This is a genomic window from Streptomyces sp. SudanB52_2052, from assembly GCF_964272415.1.
Taxonomy (GTDB): Bacteria; Actinomycetota; Actinomycetes; order Streptomycetales; family Streptomycetaceae; genus Streptomyces; species Streptomyces olindensis.
This window is the reverse complement of the sequence record NZ_OZ186796.1, coordinates 106,148-121,985: the sequence shown is the minus strand read 5'-3', so window position 1 is coordinate 121,985 and position 15,838 is coordinate 106,148. Positions and strand designations below refer to the sequence as shown.

At 69.4% G+C, this 15,838-nt stretch carries 14 protein-coding genes and 4 pseudogenes; 10 read left to right on the top strand and 8 right to left on the bottom strand.

Going from position 1 to position 15,838, the window contains the following annotated elements; genetic code table 11:
* Window positions 1-134: 134 nt before the first annotated feature.
* The 6 genes and pseudogenes from ACSUPV_RS00600 to ACSUPV_RS00575 all read left to right on the top strand — a co-directional run.
* A pseudogene (locus ACSUPV_RS00600) lies at window positions 135-308 on the top strand (helix-turn-helix domain-containing protein); the annotation flags it as partial.
* 39 nt (window positions 309-347) lie between these two features.
* Window positions 348-1,124 carry a helix-turn-helix transcriptional regulator gene (locus ACSUPV_RS00595; protein ID WP_436949856.1) on the top strand — a complete coding sequence of 259 codons (777 nt, stop codon included), beginning with the start codon at window positions 348-350 and terminating at the stop codon, window positions 1,122-1,124.
* A gap of 293 nt (window positions 1,125-1,417) precedes the next feature.
* A complete protein-coding gene (locus ACSUPV_RS00590; RefSeq protein WP_436946680.1) occupies window positions 1,418-2,176 on the top strand; it encodes an SDR family oxidoreductase in 759 nt (252 codons plus the stop codon).
* A 149-nt stretch (window positions 2,177-2,325) separates the two neighbouring features.
* Window positions 2,326-3,204 (top strand): helix-turn-helix transcriptional regulator, encoded by an 879-nt coding sequence (locus ACSUPV_RS00585; RefSeq protein ID WP_436946679.1) that lies wholly within the window; start codon window positions 2,326-2,328, stop codon window positions 3,202-3,204.
* A gap of 332 nt (window positions 3,205-3,536) precedes the next feature.
* Window positions 3,537-4,535 (top strand): aldo/keto reductase family protein, encoded by a 999-nt coding sequence (locus ACSUPV_RS00580; protein ID WP_436946678.1) that lies wholly within the window; start codon window positions 3,537-3,539, stop codon window positions 4,533-4,535.
* Window positions 4,536-4,594: 59 nt separating this feature from the next.
* Window positions 4,595-5,443, top strand: coding sequence for an aldo/keto reductase (locus ACSUPV_RS00575; protein ID WP_436949855.1), 849 nt, complete (start codon window positions 4,595-4,597; stop codon window positions 5,441-5,443).
* Between the two features lie 586 nt (window positions 5,444-6,029).
* On the opposite strand, the gene ACSUPV_RS00570 is transcribed toward ACSUPV_RS00575, so the two are convergent.
* Window positions 6,030-6,581 (bottom strand): DinB family protein, encoded by a 552-nt coding sequence (locus tag ACSUPV_RS00570; protein WP_436946677.1) that lies wholly within the window; start codon window positions 6,579-6,581, stop codon window positions 6,030-6,032.
* Window positions 6,582-6,735: 154 nt separating this feature from the next.
* On the opposite strand from ACSUPV_RS00570, the gene ACSUPV_RS00565 reads away from it, so the two are divergent.
* The 3 genes from ACSUPV_RS00565 to ACSUPV_RS00555 are packed head-to-tail and all read left to right on the top strand — an operon-like array spanning window position 6,736 to window position 10,248.
* Window positions 6,736-7,335 carry a hypothetical protein gene (locus ACSUPV_RS00565; protein WP_436946676.1) on the top strand — a complete coding sequence of 200 codons (600 nt, stop codon included), beginning with the start codon at window positions 6,736-6,738 and terminating at the stop codon, window positions 7,333-7,335.
* A 59-nt stretch (window positions 7,336-7,394) separates the two neighbouring features.
* Window positions 7,395-8,417 (top strand): tyrosine-type recombinase/integrase, encoded by a 1,023-nt coding sequence (locus ACSUPV_RS00560; protein WP_436946675.1) that lies wholly within the window; start codon window positions 7,395-7,397, stop codon window positions 8,415-8,417.
* On the top strand, window positions 8,383-10,248 hold the full coding sequence (locus ACSUPV_RS00555) for a tyrosine-type recombinase/integrase (protein ID WP_436949854.1): 1,866 nt from the start codon (window positions 8,383-8,385) through the stop codon (window positions 10,246-10,248). The genes ACSUPV_RS00560 and ACSUPV_RS00555 overlap by 35 nt, the downstream gene beginning before the upstream one ends.
* A gap of 40 nt (window positions 10,249-10,288) precedes the next feature.
* Here the strand turns inward: ACSUPV_RS00555 and ACSUPV_RS00550 are convergent, their stop codons facing one another.
* From ACSUPV_RS00550 to ACSUPV_RS00520, 7 genes and pseudogenes are all read right to left on the bottom strand, one after another.
* Window positions 10,289-10,690, bottom strand: a complete 402-nt coding sequence (locus ACSUPV_RS00550) for a hypothetical protein (RefSeq protein WP_436946674.1) — start codon at window positions 10,688-10,690, stop codon at window positions 10,289-10,291.
* A gap of 80 nt (window positions 10,691-10,770) precedes the next feature.
* Window positions 10,771-11,058: pseudogene (locus tag ACSUPV_RS00545) on the bottom strand (FAD-dependent monooxygenase); the annotation flags it as partial.
* A gap of 23 nt (window positions 11,059-11,081) precedes the next feature.
* On the bottom strand, window positions 11,082-12,053 hold the full coding sequence (locus tag ACSUPV_RS00540; RefSeq protein WP_382613630.1) for a cyclase family protein: 972 nt from the start codon (window positions 12,051-12,053) through the stop codon (window positions 11,082-11,084).
* The gene (locus ACSUPV_RS00535) at window positions 12,050-13,048 is read right to left on the bottom strand and encodes a fumarylacetoacetate hydrolase family protein (protein WP_436946673.1); all 999 of its coding nucleotides are present in this window, start codon (window positions 13,046-13,048) and stop codon (window positions 12,050-12,052) included. The genes ACSUPV_RS00540 and ACSUPV_RS00535 overlap by 4 nt, the downstream gene beginning before the upstream one ends.
* A gap of 207 nt (window positions 13,049-13,255) precedes the next feature.
* Window positions 13,256-13,876, bottom strand: a complete 621-nt coding sequence (locus ACSUPV_RS00530; protein ID WP_436946672.1) for a hypothetical protein — start codon at window positions 13,874-13,876, stop codon at window positions 13,256-13,258.
* Between the two features lie 112 nt (window positions 13,877-13,988).
* Window positions 13,989-14,545 (bottom strand): annotated as a pseudogene (gene tpg, locus ACSUPV_RS00525) (telomere-protecting terminal protein Tpg).
* Between the two features lie 14 nt (window positions 14,546-14,559).
* Window positions 14,560-15,418: pseudogene (locus ACSUPV_RS00520) on the bottom strand (telomere-associated protein Tap); the annotation flags it as partial.
* A 3-nt stretch (window positions 15,419-15,421) separates the two neighbouring features.
* On the opposite strand from ACSUPV_RS00520, the gene ACSUPV_RS00515 reads away from it, so the two are divergent.
* Window positions 15,422-15,823, top strand: a complete 402-nt coding sequence (locus tag ACSUPV_RS00515; protein ID WP_436946671.1) for a hypothetical protein — start codon at window positions 15,422-15,424, stop codon at window positions 15,821-15,823.
* The last annotated feature ends 15 nt before the right edge of the window (window positions 15,824-15,838 follow it).

Here is a 15,838-nt window from a genome sequence, read left to right as displayed (position 1 = left end):
GATCGTGGCTGATGTGACTGAGTGCTTCAGTTGGCCAGTGAACGCTTCAGTTGCTCTGTGCTCAGCGGTCGGCGCGCTCGGCCGTCACACGCGATCGCGGCGGTGGTGGCCAAGGCATCGTCTACAGTCCCGGTGTGTGGAGTACCCCGGTGCGGCTGTTGCGACTGTTGTCCTTGCTGTCCACGCGGCCGTCATGGACGAATCGTGAGCTTGCCGAGCGCATGGAGGTCGATGAGCGCACTGTGCGACGAGACGTGGCCCGGCTGCGGGATCTCGGGTACGGAATCGAGTCTGATCCGGGGCCGTGGGGCGGTTACCGAATGGCCGCGGGCACTACCCTTCCGCCGTTGAACCTGGATGACGACGAAGCTCTGGCGGTGGCGGTCGCGTTGCGGGAAACAGCGCTGCGGGGGGTGCTGGGCAGCGACCAGGCGGCTCTGTCCGCGCTGTTCAAGCTGCAGCGGATCCTGCCGCGCCGGGTGGCCGAGCGGCTCAGCGCGTTCGCCGACTCCGTCGTTCACACTCCGCAGGGGCCGGGTGATCCGGTGTCAACCGAAGTGCTTCTGGAGCTGGCCGGTGCCTGCCGTCACCGCCACCGCCTGCGGATGGTCTACCGCGACCGTGAGGGACGCAGCACCAGCCGCGCGGCCGACCCTTATCGGCTCGTACGGACTCGGAACCGCTGGCACCTGGTCGCGCTCGACGTCGAGCGCGGGCAGTGGCGGACGTTCCGGGCCGACCGCGTGGTGGAGGCGCGGCCCACGGGGCAGCCGGTCCGGATCGAGAATCCGCCGGATGCCGCGCGCATGGTCGCCGACATGCTGACCAGTGACTACCCGCTGTATGCGACGGTGGTGCTGCCGGTGCCCCTGGAGGAGGCGCAGCGGCTCGTCCCTCCCGGGTCGGGCGTCCACGAGAGCGCCGGGCCGGATGCCACGCGCGTCACCCTCGGCGGCACCGACCTGGACGAACTCGCCACCCGCCTTCTCGCGCTGGCCGTCCCGCTCACCGTGGTCGCACCCGACGAACTGCGCACCCTGTTGCAGGCACGCCTCCGCGCTCAGCTCGACGCTCTCGTATCGGGTGGCCTGGCGGGTCGGCAGCGAGGTGAGAACACGGAGTAGGGCGGGGAACGGTCGAGAACTGTCCTGGTCAGGATGGGATGTAGCCGCGGCGCGTGCGTCGGTCGAGCGGCCGAAGAGCCCTTGGTTCGGCTTCCTCGGGAGCTTCGAGCCGAGAGCGTGAGTGGGAGTCCGCCTCCGCTCAGTGCGGCAGCGGACTTCACGGCAACGGCCGCGTAGGGCATGCGGTGCCACGTGAGCTGACGGCTGACCGGGTTGGCTTCTAGGGTGAGCTGGGAGCCCGGGGCCGACCCGGGTGAGAGATGGAAGGGATGTGCCCTCATGACAGTCGATATGTGGTCACCGTCCCCGACTACCCCAGACGCGTCGAGGGCCGGGCTGCCCTCATGGAGCTCTACCGCGGCTACGGAGACAGCGTCCGACTGCACAGCGCCGACGACCTGCGCGTCCATCACGACAAGGAGCAGAACGTCGTCGTCCTCGAATCAGCGGCCGGGCACCAGGCGATCGCCCTGCGGTGCGACGTCGCCGTCGAATCCGAGGTCGCCGACGCCACCGAGCAGACCGTGAACACCTTCGGCCGCCTGGACGCCGCCTTCAACAACGCCGGCATCCAGGCACCGGTCAGCGAGACCGCTGACGCCGACGGCGAGGAGTTCGACCGCGTCATCGCGGTCAACCTCCGCGGCGTCTGGAACTGCATGAAATACGAGCTGCGCCACATGCGCGACCAGGGCAGCGGGGCGATCGTCAACTGCTCCTCGACGGGCGGTGTGGTCGGCACCGCGGGACTGGGCGCGTACAACGCCTCCAAGCATGCCGTCATCGGCCTCACGCGCAGCGCGGCACTGGAGTACGCCTCCCGGGGCATCAGGGTCAACGCCGTCTGCCCGGGAGTCACCGAGCCCCCGATGGTCGCCCGCGCGGTCGCCGAGGTGCCCGAGCACATGGAGGCGATCATCAAGGAGATTCCCAGCGAGCGGTACGGACAGCCCGAGGAGATCGCTTCCGCCGTGCTGTGGCTGTGCAGCCCCGGAGCCGGATTCACCGTCGGACAGGCGCTCGCCGTCGACGGCGGATTCACCGTGCGCTGAGCCCAGCCCTGCGCTCGGTCCGCTTCCTGCCGATGGGTCCGGGCCCTCTCGCGAGACATGGACGCTGGTCAAGACTCGGTGGGGGTCCCTGCCGTAAGGGGTACCGACAGGGACCCCCACCGGCCGTCCTGGCTCCCTACGCTGGAATCATGGACAATCGGGCTGAAGTCTGCGCATTCCTGAAGTCCCGCCGAGACAAGATCACGCCTGAGCAGGCAGGCCTGCCGGTGTACGGGCAGCGGCGGGTGCCCGGGCTGCGCCGCGGCGAGGTCGCGATGCTGGCGGGAGTCAGCGTCGAGTACTACACCCGCCTGGAACGCGGCAACCTCGGCGGGGTCTCCGACAGCGTCCTGGACTCGCTCGCCCGGACCCTGCGGCTGGACGACACCGAACGGGAACACCTGTACGATTTGGCCCGCGCGGCCAACGCAGGGCCGGCCCGCGTCCAGCGCCGCCCCAAGAAGGCCACCGTACGGCCCAGCGTGCTGCGCATCATCGAGGGCCTGCACGACCAGCCGGCCTACCTGCGCAACAACCGCTTGGACATCCTGGCGGCCAACCCGCTCGCCCGCGCCCTGCACTGCCAGGCATTCGAGCACGAGCCGGTCAATCCCTGCCGGTTCGTCTTCCTGGATCCGCGGGCGCAAGTGTTCTACCGGGATTGGGAGCGCGTGGCCCATGACGGGGTGGGGGTGCTGCGGGTGGAGGCCGCCAAGAACCCCTACGACCGCGAGCTGTCGAACTTCATCGGTGAACTGTCCACCCGCAGCGACGCCTTCCGCACCCTGTGGGGAGCGCACGACGTGCACGTATACACCGAGGGAACCAAGCGGTTCCGGCACCCGGTGGTGGGCGATCTGGAACTGGTCCACGAGAGTCTTGACCTGCCGGGCGACGAGGGCCTGGCCATCACCGTCTACAGCGCGGATCCCGACACCCCGGCCGCGGACGCGCTCAAGCTCCTGGCCAGCTGGGCCGCCACCCAGAACCAGGCCAAGGCTGCCGCGCAGTCCGACACCGAGCACTGACGCCAGGTGCGGCCCGTTCCGCGGACTCCCCGCCGCGGCGACCGTCTCGTACTCCCCGAGCCATCTGCATGCCTGGGGCCGGAACCCGACCCTGCTGTCATCTCCGCGTGCGTGCTCCCGCCGCCTCGAAAGGGGGTCCCTGCCATTACCCCTCACAGGCGTGACTGTCTGTGGGCTGTGGTCGCTGGTTTCGTGGACTGCCGTCGAGAGATCGTGCTCCCCGGCACGGTCGTCAACCCGGCTGACAGCACCCGCATCGACCCCGCCCTGGAACCGCGGCCCGCCCCGGCTGACCAGGCACCGGTGATCCATCATCGACGGAAAGAGCGATCATGCGCTACCGCAAACTCGGCAGCTCGGACCTGGAAGTCTCCGAGATCTCCCTCGGCTCCTGGCTGACCTACGCCGGCGGCATCGAAGCGGACGCGACCCGCGCCTGCACCGAGGCCGCGTTCGAGGCCGGCATCAACTTCTTCGACACCGCCAACGTCTATGGCCAGGGCGCCGCGGAGACGGCCTGGGGCGAGATCCTCTCCACGCACCCCCGTGACTCCTACATCCTGGCCACCAAGGTCTACTTCCCGATGTCGGACGATCCGGCCGACCAGGGCCTGTCCCCCGCCCAGATCGGCAAGCAGATCGACGCCTCCCTCGCCCGCCTCCAGACCGACTACGTCGACCTGTACCAGGCGCACCGCTTCGACCCCACCGTCCCGATCGAGGACACCATCGAGGCGTTCCAGAAGGTCGTCGAGCAGGGCAAGGCCCGCTACCTCGGCTTCAGCGAGTGGACCCCCGAGCAGATCCAGGCAGCGATCGACATCGCCGGGCCCGACCTTTTCGTCTCCTCCCAGCCGCAGTACTCCATGCTGTGGCAGGCCCCCGAGGCCGAGGTCTTCGGCCTGTGCGCCGCCAACAACATCTCGCAGGTCGTCTGGTCCCCCCTCGCCCAGGGCGTCCTCACCGGCAAGTACAGGCCCGGACAGCCCGTCCCGGAGGGAAGCCGGTTCGCCTCCGCGGACATGGCGGTCTCCCAGGACCTCGTCTACAGCGACGCCACCCTCGAAGCGGTCCAGCGCCTCGTCCCTATCGCCGAGGAGGCCGGGATGAGCATGCCCACCCTGGCGCTCGCCTGGATCCTGCGCCGCGGCGAGGTCGCCTCCGCCATCACCGGCGCCTCCCGTCCCGAACAGGTCCACGCCAACGCGGCCGCCTCCGGCGTGGAACTGTCGGACGACCTGCTGGGGGCCGTCGACGAGGCCCTCGGCGACGCCCCCGTCACCGAACCCACCCTCGCCCCCGCTGCCCGGACCGGCGTCAAGCACCGCTGACCGTACACAGGATCAGCACAGCCGCTCAGAAAGAGAAAGCCCAGCTCATGACCGTACAGATCCCCCAGGTCACCCTCAACAACGGTGTACGGATGCCGATACTCGGCTTCGGTGTGTACCAGGTCGCACCCGAGCAGACCGAACAGGCCGTCACCGACGCACTGGCCGCCGGCTACCGCCTCATCGACACCGCCGCCGGTTACGAGAACGAAGTAGCCGTCGGCCGTGCCATCGCCAAGAGCGGCATCCCCCGCGACGAACTGTTCATCACCACCAAGCTGTGGATCCAGGACTACGGCCAGGACAGCACCAAGCGCGCCTTCGACCGCTCGCTCGACCGGCTCGGTCTCGACTACCTCGACCTGTACCTGATCCACCAGCCCTTCGGCGACTACTACGGCGCCTGGCGGGCCATGGAGGACCTCAACCGGGCCGGCCGCACCCGCGCGATCGGGGTCAGCAATTTCTACACCGACCGGCTCGTCGATCTCATCACCCACAACGAGATCGTCCCCGCGGTCAACCAGATCGAGACCCACGTGTTCTTCCAGCGCACCGACGACCAGAAGCTGATGGGCGAGTACAACATCCAGCACGAGTCCTGGGGACCGCTCGCCCAAGGCGGCCAGGGCTTCTTCGACCATCCGGTGCTCGTCGACATCGCCCGCGCCCACGACAAGTCCGTCGCTCAGATCGCCCTTCGCTGGCTGGTCCAACGCGAGATCGTCGTGATCCCGAAGTCGGTGCGCCCCGAACGCATGGCGGAGAACCTCGACGTGTTCGACTTCCAGCTCACCGACGACGAGATGGCGCGCATCGCCGGCCTGGACACGGGCCGCAGCCCCATCTTCGACCATCACGACCCGGCGAGCGTCAAGTGGCTCGGTGGAGTGCGGTTCAACACCTGATGTCGCGCCGCGCGTCACTCGCGTAGTCACAAGGCCGCAGTCAGTGCTCCGGCCACCAGGTGGTCGGCCGGGGCGCCTCGCGGCCCCCGCACGTGCAGTACCACGGCCTCTTGCTCCCTCCGCGCCCGCGGCCCGAAGGGCGCGGCACCGCTACCGGAACCTCACCCGCTTCTTGTTTGAGTCGCCGAGCTCAGCGCCCGGGGACAATTCGCTCAGCGAGCGTGTCGGCGTGTCGACGAAGCACGTCGTCGGGCCCTCCTGGTCTCGATGAGACTCGCGTGTGGCGGGTTCTGCAGCAGGGGTGCCCACTTTCTCTCGGCGGGTCCGGTAGTTGACGAGCGAGTCGGCCGCTGCAAGCCGGTTGGCGAGGCGGTCGAGGGCGTCTGCATACTGTTGCGCGGAGCACGCTCCCAGCGGGTCGGCCGCGTGGGGGCGGCGGGGCCCGGTGCGGGGGTGAGCCGTGCGGCGCAGGGTCAGTCGTCGGCGCTCGGCTTATGGCTCCGGCCGTGCTCGCTCGACAGAAACTCGCCCTTGTCCGGGGGTGAGCAGGACGAAGGCTGACCATCCCTCCACGCCGTACTTCAGTTCACCTCGGCGGGTCCTCGCCCGTGAGTCCGTCGACGGATTCACGGATGAGGTCGGCGTGGCCGGCGTGGCGGGCGTACTCCTCGATGAGGTCAAGGAGAATGCGGCGGAGGTTGGGGCGTTCGCCGCTACGGGTGGTGTAGGCGCCAAGTTGGTCCAGCCCGCCCGTGCTGAGCGCCTCGTCGACGATGGCACGGGAGCGGGCGACTGATTCCTGCCAGAGAGAGCGCAGTTGGTCGGGGGTGTCCTGCGCAGCGGAGCGGTAGTCCCAGTCGGGGGTGCTGTCCCAGTCGACGGTGTCCCAGGGTGCACCGACGGGGGAGCCGAGCCACAGCCGGGCGAAGTGACTGTCTTCCACATGCGCCAGGTGCTTGAGAAGGCCGCCCAGAGTGATCGTGGACGTGCCGAGTGTGGCGCGAAGGCCGGAGGCGTCCAGGCCGGAGCATTTCCAGGCCACGGTGGCCCGCTGCCGTTCGAGTGCGCCGAGGATGGCTGCTGCCTCGGTGCCTGCGAGTGGAGGCTCCGGCCAGGCTTCCGTTTTGCTCTCAGTCATGGCCGCAGACCCTAGCGAACGGAGCTGACAGTGCGGCCGACGGTCCACCTCCGCGTCGACGTGCCCGCCGGTCCTGGGTATGTCGGTGAGTTTGGCAACACCGGGGGGCTTGTGGTGGGAGCATGGGCGTGCTCCGTGCTGCGAGGAGGCGTCGATGGCGCCAAAGTCCAAGGTCGAGCTGTACGCGGCGATCCGCAGGGACTGCCGTGCCGGGCTCTCGAAGCGGGCCGTGATGCGCAAGTACGGCATCGGCCACCCGACGGTGCAGAACGCGCTGGAGTCGGTCTGGCCCCGTCCGCGTAAGGAGCTGCCACCGCGGCCGACCCGTCTCGACCCGTACAAACCGGTGATCGACGAGATGCTGCGGGTCGATCTGGACGCCCCGCGCAAGCAGCGGCATACCGCGAAGCGCGTTTTCGACCGGCTGCTTGAGGAGTATCAGGCCCACGACCTCTCCTACGGCATGGTCCGCGACTACGTCGCGGTGCGCCGGGGTGAGATCTGGGCGGCGGCCGGCCGCGGTCCCGTTGAGGCGTTCGTGCCGCAGTCGCACCGTCCCGGGGTGGAGGCCGAGGTCGACTTCGGGGACGTGACAGTGCATCTGGCCGGGCCGAGCGGGGGTCTGCTACCTGTTCAGCTTCCGCCGGTCGTATTCGGGCAAGGCGGTGCACCGGATCTTCGCCTCGTGCGGTCAGGAGGCGTTCTTCGAAGGCCACGTCCACGCTCTCAGCGTCCTGGGAGGTTATGTGGGTGACAACTCTTCCGCGATCTCGTGTTCCCGGTCAGGATGGTCGCTCCCGTCGAGGAGCTCGGATGGCCTGGCAGCCGGAGTTGGTACGACGCGTCGATGCCGCGGGCAACCCCGCGGCGTCACTCGGGCACGCCCTGGTCGACGACTACCTGGAGTTCGTGGCGGCACGCTGCCGGCCGAACACGCTGCTGGCCACTGCCTACGACCTGAAGGTCTTCTTCTCGGTGGTGCCCAAGGAGCCGGCCGACATCGTCACCGCGGACGTCTTCGCGTTCATCGCCGCACAGAAGAAGCCACGGCGAGGCCCGAAGGTCGTCCGGCTCGAAGACGGTGAAGCCGGGCTTTCGGCACGCACCATAAAGCGCCGGCTCGCCAGCATCTCCGGGCTGTTCGGCTACCTGATGACCCGCGACGACCTCGCCATCGACCACAACCCGGTGCCGACAGGACTGGCCAACCGCCGCCGCAGCGGCAACCGCGGGGCACCGCTCCTACGCACGCCTCGCACCCTCCCACGCGTCCTCGGGCCAGGCGAGGTCGAGACGGTCCTTGCCGCACTGAACACCGCGCGGGACAGAGCCATGATCCTCGCGATGCTACTGGGCGGTCTGCGTCGCTGCGAGGTCCTCGGCTTGCGCCTGGGTGACCTCTCACCGGGCGAGCGTCGGGTCTTCATCAGCGAGGGCAAAGGCGGGCACCAACGTCTGATACCCATCTCCGCGCAGTTCTTCAGCGCGGTCGGCGGCTACCTGGACCGTGAGCGTCCGCCGGTCGAGCACGACCATCTGTTCGTAGTGTTGCGCGGGCCGACCCGCGGCCGGCCGCTCTCCGCCGACGGCCTGGACGAGATCCTCGACGGCGTCCGGAAACGGACCGGCCTGCCAAAGCTGACATGCCACCAACTCCGGCACACCTGTCTGACCCGGCTGCGGGAGGCGGGCATGGCCCTGGAAGCGGTACAGGCCCAGGCCGGACACCGCTCCATCGAATCGACCCGGATCTACCTCCATCTGGCCAACGCCTGGCTCGTCGAGCAGTACCTGCAGGCCAGTGCGGCCATCGACGCCGACCGGGTGGAGGACTGATGCGCCGGGCCCGCGCCGCGGCCCTGCCGATCGTGCGCCCGGACCTGGTCGAGTTCTACCTCGCCCACCGGGCCGCGCAGGGCATGAACACCGACCACAAGGTCCGCTGGGGCGCCCGCGCTCTGCTCGCCGCTGTGCCCGACCTGACCGACTTCTGTCGCCTGCCGCTGGAACGCCAGCTCGACTTCAACCACGAAACCCACCGCTTCATCAGCTGGCTTTCGGTCACAGGACGGATGCAGCCGGGCGCGGATTATCTGGTCGCCCGGCGCCCGCGACTGGGCATCGTGCTCGCCCGCACGGCGCCGGAACTGCACCTGCGATTCATGGAGACGGCCCGCGCTCTCGGCTTCCGCGACACGGTGGCCCTGACCCAGTTCAACCTGCTGGGCCACTTCGTGGCGCTGTTCGGGATGCAGCCGCACGAGCTACAGCAGAGCGACTGGGACGAGGGTCGCCGCCTGCTGCTGGAGGCCGCCCACCGCATCCCCAACCGGGGCGTCAAGGCCCTGTCGACCGCCCTGTTCAACCTCGAAGCGACGCTCTTCCACTGCGAGTTGACCGACCAGCTCCCACGCCGACGCTCCCCGGACCACGCCGACATGCGGGCCCGGGAGTGGGCCCGCGTCCCCGCCGGGATCGCGGACACGATGCAGCACTATCTGCAGCAGATCGCCGGAGCACTGCGGCCCGGCACTGTGAAGAACGCCGAACTGACACTGCGCGAGTTCGCCCTGCTGGTCGCCGTCGAAGACACGGACGTCACCTGCGTCGCCGAGCTCAAGCGACGGCACGTCGAACGCTACCGGCAGTGGCTACTGGAGCGGCCGGCCGCCCGCGGCGGACCGCTGCACCGGCATACCGTCCGCGACCGGCTGAGCAAACTCCGCGGCTTCTTCCGCCGCCTGGACGAGTGGGACGCCGCCGACCGCCGCCCCGCCAGCTGGTGTTCGACAGCGACTTCCCGATCGCGGACGAACCACTGCCCCGCTTCCTCGACGACGCGGCGGCCGCCAAACTGCTGGCCGCCGCCCGCCAGGACACCGACCCGTTCGCGAGGCTGGCCATCGAGATCCTCGCCCGCACCGGGATGCGCCGCAGCGAAATGCTCGGCCTCACCATCGACGCGGTCGTCCAGATCGGCTCCGCCTACTGGCTCCGCAGTGCCCCGGTCGGCAAGATGCACACCGACCGCTACGTCCCCCTGCACCCGCAGCTGAAGACGCTGCTGGACGACTGGCTGCTGCACCGGCCCGAGGGCCTGCGCTCGAACCTGCTGTTCACCGACCACGGCCGCCCGGTCAACGCCTCCCGCATCGAGGCCGCCGTCCGCAAAGCCGCCGAGCGGGCCGGACTGGGCCGGGTCACCCCGCACCAGCTCAGACATACTCTGGCCACCCAGGCGATCAACCGAGGCATGTCCCTGGAGGCCATCGCGGCATTGCTCGGACACAGGTCGTTGTCCATGACACGTGTTTACGCGCGGATCGCAGACCGGACCGTCGCCGACGAGTACTTCGCCATCTCGGAGAAGGTCGAGGCGCTCTACGACGCCCCGCGCCAGCTGCCGGCCGACGCCGAGGGAGCGGAGATGGCCAAGCTCCGCCGGGAGATGCACCGCCGGATGCTCGGCAACGGCTACTGCGCTCGCCCTGTCGAGATGGACTGCCACTTCGAGTCGATCTGCGAGTCGTGCACGTTCTTCGTCACCACGATCGAGTTCCGGCCCACCCTCGAGCGCCAGCGGGACGACGCTGCCGCCAAGGGTCAGGTCGCACGCGAGCAGATCTTCGACGGACTCCTCAGCCGCCTCGACGGAGAAGCCTCCTGACCGCCTCGGCCCGCCGAGTTCGTTACGGCAGCTGCCCGTCTCACTGAGCCTCCCCAGCGGCTGCCTGAGCTCTTGCAATTTCGGCACGGTGTGAGGCTTCGGCTGCGGCGTCCATATACTCCAGGCGATTCCAGCGGTCAGTGTCGTATCCGTCGCGGTAGTTCCACCAACTTGCGGTGGTCCACAGCCGGTTCCACTCACGGAGCATGGTCGAGCGCTCCTCATGGCCACGACCGACCCGGTCGAGGAGTGCCAGCAGAAGCCCTGCCGAGTCGCAGACCAGGATTTCCAGGGAACGCAACGCGCAGAAGGCGTCCCCGGTCTCGCCAGCCGCATCCTGGACTGGCCGAAGCTGGGAGTAGATGAACGCTTCCAACGCGAGGACGTCATCGCGGGTGATGTCGCCCACATAGCGCAGGCTGCGAAGCGGCTCGGTGCCCATCGGGCGAACACTCCCTCGAATCGATGACTGCTTGACAACGAGACCCGCATATTAGAGGAGTGCCGACCGGCAAGGTGCGCTACGACAACTTGAAGACCGCGGTCGCCAAAGTGATCGGGCTTCGCCCGGGAGAGACGGGAGAACGAGCGGTGGCTCGCCTTCCGCGAGCGCTCGCGGACCTCGTCCCAGACGCCGACCTCGCGCAGCACGCGCAAGGCGTTGCCCTGAAGGGTGATGCCGGAGCCGCGTACGTTCCAGTCCGGCCTGACCTCGACGAGGTCGACGTCGATGCCGGCCCGTCGCAGCAGCACGGTCATGACGTTGCCGGAGGTGCCCCCTCCGATGACCAGGACTCGCTTTCCTTCCATGGCCGACTCCTTTGTTGAACAGGTCACTTGACGGCGACCGGATTGACGGGGGAGCCGACGGCTCCGGTGATGGGCAGGGGCGCGGCGGTGAGCCAGAACTCGTACACGCCGTCGCGGGCGCAGTCGTCCGCGAGGGCGTCGGGGTCCCACATCTCGCCGATCAGCAGGCCCATGTTGGGGATGACGACCTGGTGCAGCGGCTGGAAGGCGCCGTCGAACTCGTTCGGCCGTACCTCGAAGCCCCACGTGTCGGTGGCGATCGCGGCGATCTGGCTCGCGTGCAGCCAGCCGGCGGTGGTGAAGGACAGGCCGGGCGAGTCTCCGCCCGCGTAGTCGCCCCAGCCCTCGCGGCGGGCGCGCGCCAGCCGCCCGGTCCGGACGACGACGATGTCCCCGCGGCCGACGGCCACGCCGTGCGCCTCGGCCGTCGCGGTCAGGTGGTCCTCGGTGATCGCGAAACCGTCCGGCAGTTCCCCGCGTTCACCGCCGATCACCCGGCCGACGTCGAGGAGGACTCCGCGCCCGGCGACGTACGGGGCCATGTGCTCGATGCCGGTGACCAGATCGCCGTCGGAGGTGACGACCTTCTCGGCCGCCCGCCCGTTCCACGCCTTGCCGTGGTCGAAGATGTGCCCGAGCCCGTCCCACTGGGTGGAGCACTGCAGGGGCATCGCGATCACGTCGTCGGCGCCGCCGATGCCGTGCGGAAAGCCCTGGTTGCCCAGCGCCGCGTCCGTTCCCGTGTCCAGCATGGTGTGGACGGGGTTGGTGCGGCGGCGCCAGCCCTTCTGCGGCCCGTTCATGTCGAACCGCTGCGACAGCGAGAAACTCACCCCCCGGCGGATGAGTGCCGCACCCTCACGGCGCTTGGCCTCGTCGAGGAAGTTCAGCGTGCCGAGCACGTCGTCCTCGCCCCAGCGCCCCCAGTTGGAGTACCGCTTGGCGGCCTCGGTGATGGCGCCCTCGGCGTCCGCGGGGTCGGGCGGGGCCGTCACGACGCGGTCCCCTGGGCGACACAGCGGGTGCGCTGCACGCCCAGACCCGTGATGGAGCCCTCCATGACGTCGCCGTCGCGCAGCAGCCGTCCCCAGTGCATGCCGTTGCCGGCCGGGCTGCCGGTGAGCACCAGGTCGCCGGGCAGGAGCCGGGAGGTCCGGGAGATGTACGACACCAGCCGGGCGATGCCGAAGAGCATGTCCCTGGTGGACTCGTCCTGCATGGTCTCGCCGTTGAGCTTCAGTGTGACGCGCAGGTCACCGGGGTCGGCGATCGACGCGGCGGGCACGATCCACGGGCCGAGCGGGGTGAAGCCGGGAGCGTTCTTGCAGCGCAGCCAGTCGGTGCCGATGGCCTTCATGTCCCGGCGGAAGACGGTGGCCCGGTCGGTGAGGTCGTTGGCGATGGTGTAGCCGGCCACGTACTCCAGGGCCTCCTCGACCGTCACCCGGTAGGCGGGCCGGGCGATGACGGCCGCCAGCTCCAGTTCCCAGTCCGGCTGTTCGGCCCAGTCGGGGAGTACGACGTCGTCGAAGGGGCCGGTGATCGCGCTCGGCAGGCCGATGAACACGTACGGCAGGTCCTCGGCCGCCCGCCGGTCCATGACCGCGGCGATCTCCGCGCGCGCCTCCTCGACCGTGCGGGGGTCGTCGGGGGAGCGGTGGGCGACCTCCAGGTCGATCACGTGCTGCCGGTAGTTGGCGCCGGACTGGAAGACCTGGCGGGGCTCGACCGGCGCGTGCACCCGCAGGTGCTCCAACGGCCGCCAGTCGGCCGTCTCGTCGGCCGCGAGCGCGTGCAGGCGAGGGAGCACCTCGTCCCACCGCTCGAAGATCCCCCGGGTCGTCAGGGCCGGCTCTCCGAGGGCCGTGGAAAGATCCAGAACGCGCCCCCCGGGGGTCACGAGACCGGGGAATGCCGCCTGGTCAGGGGCGGAGAGGACGCCAAGGGCGAAGGGTCCGGAGAAGGACGCGGAAGCGGCTGCGGGTTTCACGGGAATGCTGCTGCCACAGCTCCCCCAATGCCGTTTCCTGTTGCTGCCCAATGCCCTTGCCTGGTGCACCTCACGGTCACGAGCCTCCCGCCTGGCAATGGCGCCTCATCATGGTCCGCGGCCAGCCTGCGCAGCCGGGGCAGACATCCGCACCCACGGGCGCTGACGAGCGCTGCAGCCGTAACGCGCGACCGCCGCATGCAAGGGTTACGGCAGACCCACCAGGCCCCAGCCGCGACGGGCCGTCTCCCGTGCCACCTCGGCCCATTCGCACAGCAGCGCGGTAAATTCCTCGAAGGTGTCCGGGCGTCCTGCCCAGCCCTCGCACTCCGCGCTGAACGGCCCGCGCAACTCCTCCAGACGCGGCTCCGCCCGCTGCCAGGCATGGACCTTGCCGGGTACCACCTCCGGCGGGCAGACGAGAAGAATGCGCGGGTGCCAGCGGTCGGTGGCGGGCGGGAAGACCCCCCCGCCGGTCAGCGCAGGATCAACGGCCGGATCCGCGTCCCAGATCAGGCCGCCCAGGAAGCAGTCCATCGCCTCGCGCACGGCGGTGTCGACCAGTGAGCGCATGTCGGCCCAGGCGTCGCCTGCGCGGGCATGCGGCCTGTAGGAGCCGCTGGTGCTGTAAAAGCGGTACTCGGCGCACCACACCGACTCCTGATCCGGCGGCCACACCCAGCCTTTGGCTAAGCCGTACGTGGAGAGGTACTCGTCATCGAGATCCGTCGGCCACATCGTCTCCTCCAAGACTGGAATCCGGTCCGCGACGGAGATGGCGCGCAGCCGCTCCCAGTCCACCATGCGCAGGTTGAGATCCAGACCCATTGCGGCAGCATAGGAGGAACCCCCGCAGCGAGCTGTAGCGATGATCACGCAGGTGGCCATGGGCATCGCGGGAGCGGTATCGAACACATGGCGCCCCGTTCATCCGACCTGGCTACAGCTCGAACTCGAGGTCCAAGAGGTCGGTGAGCTCCACTTCGAGGCCATGGGCGCGGCGGCCGCTGTCGCGGAAGTAGACCTCGCCGAGGGCCTCGGCGGCGATCTGGCGGAGCTGGTCCTCGGTGAGACCGGCCTCCTGGGCCTGGAAGAGACGGGCAGCGTGGCCGGGCGGCAGCGCGAGGGTGAGGTGACGCACACGGGCGTCGTCGGTGCTGCCGGGGGCGGCGGTGTAGCCGAAACGGGCCTGGACATCGATCATGATGTCGCCGGTAGTGGCCGCGGCCTGCTTCGCCCTGGCTCTCACCTGCGGCTGCCAGCGCACGCGGACCTCACGCTCGAGGCGGTCGGCGAGCTCCGGCCGGGGGGTTTGATCTGGTTCTTCACATAGCGTTCGACGGTGCGCTGGCTGATGCCGAGCAGCTCGGCCACGCGCCGGGTGCTGCCCTGGTGCTGGCGGACCAGGTAACGCATCTGCGCCCCCGCTGACTTCGGGATCGGGCGCGTGAACGCGCCCTGCACCGCCTTGTCGAGTTCTTCGCCGATCGTGACCACCGACCCTGCCCCCTCTACTCTCCGGTGTCCTTGGCGGTGACCTCGCCGGTCTTGATGTAGCGGGCGAGGTTGGCGACATGGCCGTCGGCGCCGAGCTGCTCGAGCACGTTGGCGCCCCACAGCACGCTCTGGGTGCCCTCGTGCTTGACCATCCTGAGTGACACCCCCAGCCGGAAGCTGCCCGGCACCGTCTTGCCGTCGGCGTCGTAGGGCAGGACATCCAGCGGGCTGGGTCCGTCGGCGGCGTACACGGCGCAGTCCGGGAGGACCGCGACCGGGTAGCGACCGGTGGCCGTCGCCAGGTTGAGCATCTTGCGGTGCATGTTGGTACGGGCTCGGGAGATGACGGTCGCGCGGATGTCCGGGCGCCACGTCGGACGGGCGAGGGCGGGCCACGCCTGCCCCCGGCTTCCAGCCGCCGCCGCGGGCCTTTTCCTGCAGCTTGCCGATGCCGCCCTTGACGGTCATCTTGACGGCGTCCACGACGATTCCCAGCTCCGCATCACGCTGCTTGTAGCCGTCCATCGCTTCCAGGAACTCGGCCGGGGCCAGCTTCTCGCCCACGCCCAGATCCGCCATGGTGTCGACGTAGGCGCCTCGCAGCCGCTTGTACCAGCCGTCCAGGAACCGGCCGCTTTCCGGCCGCACCCAGGCTTCCAGCGGGGCGACGTCGTAGCCGAGCTCGACGGCATACGCCAAGGTGGGGGTGGCGTACCAGGCCGGGCCCTCGGGGCGTTCGCCGGTCGGTGTGAACGGGCTGGGCAGCAGCGCGGCGTCGAGCTCACGCCACTGCTTGCCGACCTTCACCCGGGCGAGGTCGACGTGGGAGAGGTCGACCAGCCAGGAGCCGGGCAGCGTCGCGTCGAAGATCGGAAAATGCATCCGATCAGTGAACTCGCCGCCCTCCTCTGCCCGTTGCCCGAGCCGGGAAGCTTCACCCCCGAGGGCTGCTTCGCCGACGCCTGTGAGCAGAGCGAACTCCAGCGCACGCAGTACGCCGACAATCTGGAAGCCGCCGCCCTGGCCACGGACGAAGACCCCCTGATCCTCGCCCTGGAACAAGCCCGGACACAGAAGGAAGAGGCCGACCGCCGCATCCGCCTGCTCCTCGCATACGCCCGGGAGTTCCAGCCGGCACGCCGCTATCCCCTGCGCGAGCTCTCCCAGGCCTCCGGCTACACGATCTCCGGCGTGACCACCGCCTACGGCACACCGGAGATCACGCTGGTGCAGCGTCAGCTCCACCGCAGCCCCGTTCCGCGCAAGGACGCTTCATGAGCGACAGCCAAGCCT

Bases quoted from the DNA above. Each gene is read 5' to 3' on its own strand.
- ACSUPV_RS00585 (WP_436946679.1), top strand. From the start codon at position 2,326: ATGGACAATCGGGCTGAAGTCTGCGCATTCCTGAAGTCCCGCCGAGAC.
- ACSUPV_RS00580 (WP_436946678.1), top strand. From the start codon at position 3,537: ATGCGCTACCGCAAACTCGGCAGCTCGGACCTGGAAGTCTCCGAGATC.
- ACSUPV_RS00570 (WP_436946677.1), bottom strand. From the start codon at position 6,581: ATGACTGAGAGCAAAACGGAAGCCTGGCCGGAGCCTCCACTCGCAGGC.
- ACSUPV_RS00565 (WP_436946676.1), top strand. From the start codon at position 6,736: ATGGCGCCAAAGTCCAAGGTCGAGCTGTACGCGGCGATCCGCAGGGAC.
- ACSUPV_RS00560 (WP_436946675.1), top strand. From the start codon at position 7,395: ATGGCCTGGCAGCCGGAGTTGGTACGACGCGTCGATGCCGCGGGCAAC.
- ACSUPV_RS00550 (WP_436946674.1), bottom strand. From the start codon at position 10,690: ATGGGCACCGAGCCGCTTCGCAGCCTGCGCTATGTGGGCGACATCACC.
- ACSUPV_RS00530 (WP_436946672.1), bottom strand. From the start codon at position 13,876: ATGGGTCTGGATCTCAACCTGCGCATGGTGGACTGGGAGCGGCTGCGC.
- ACSUPV_RS00515 (WP_436946671.1), top strand. From the start codon at position 15,422: ATGCATCCGATCAGTGAACTCGCCGCCCTCCTCTGCCCGTTGCCCGAG.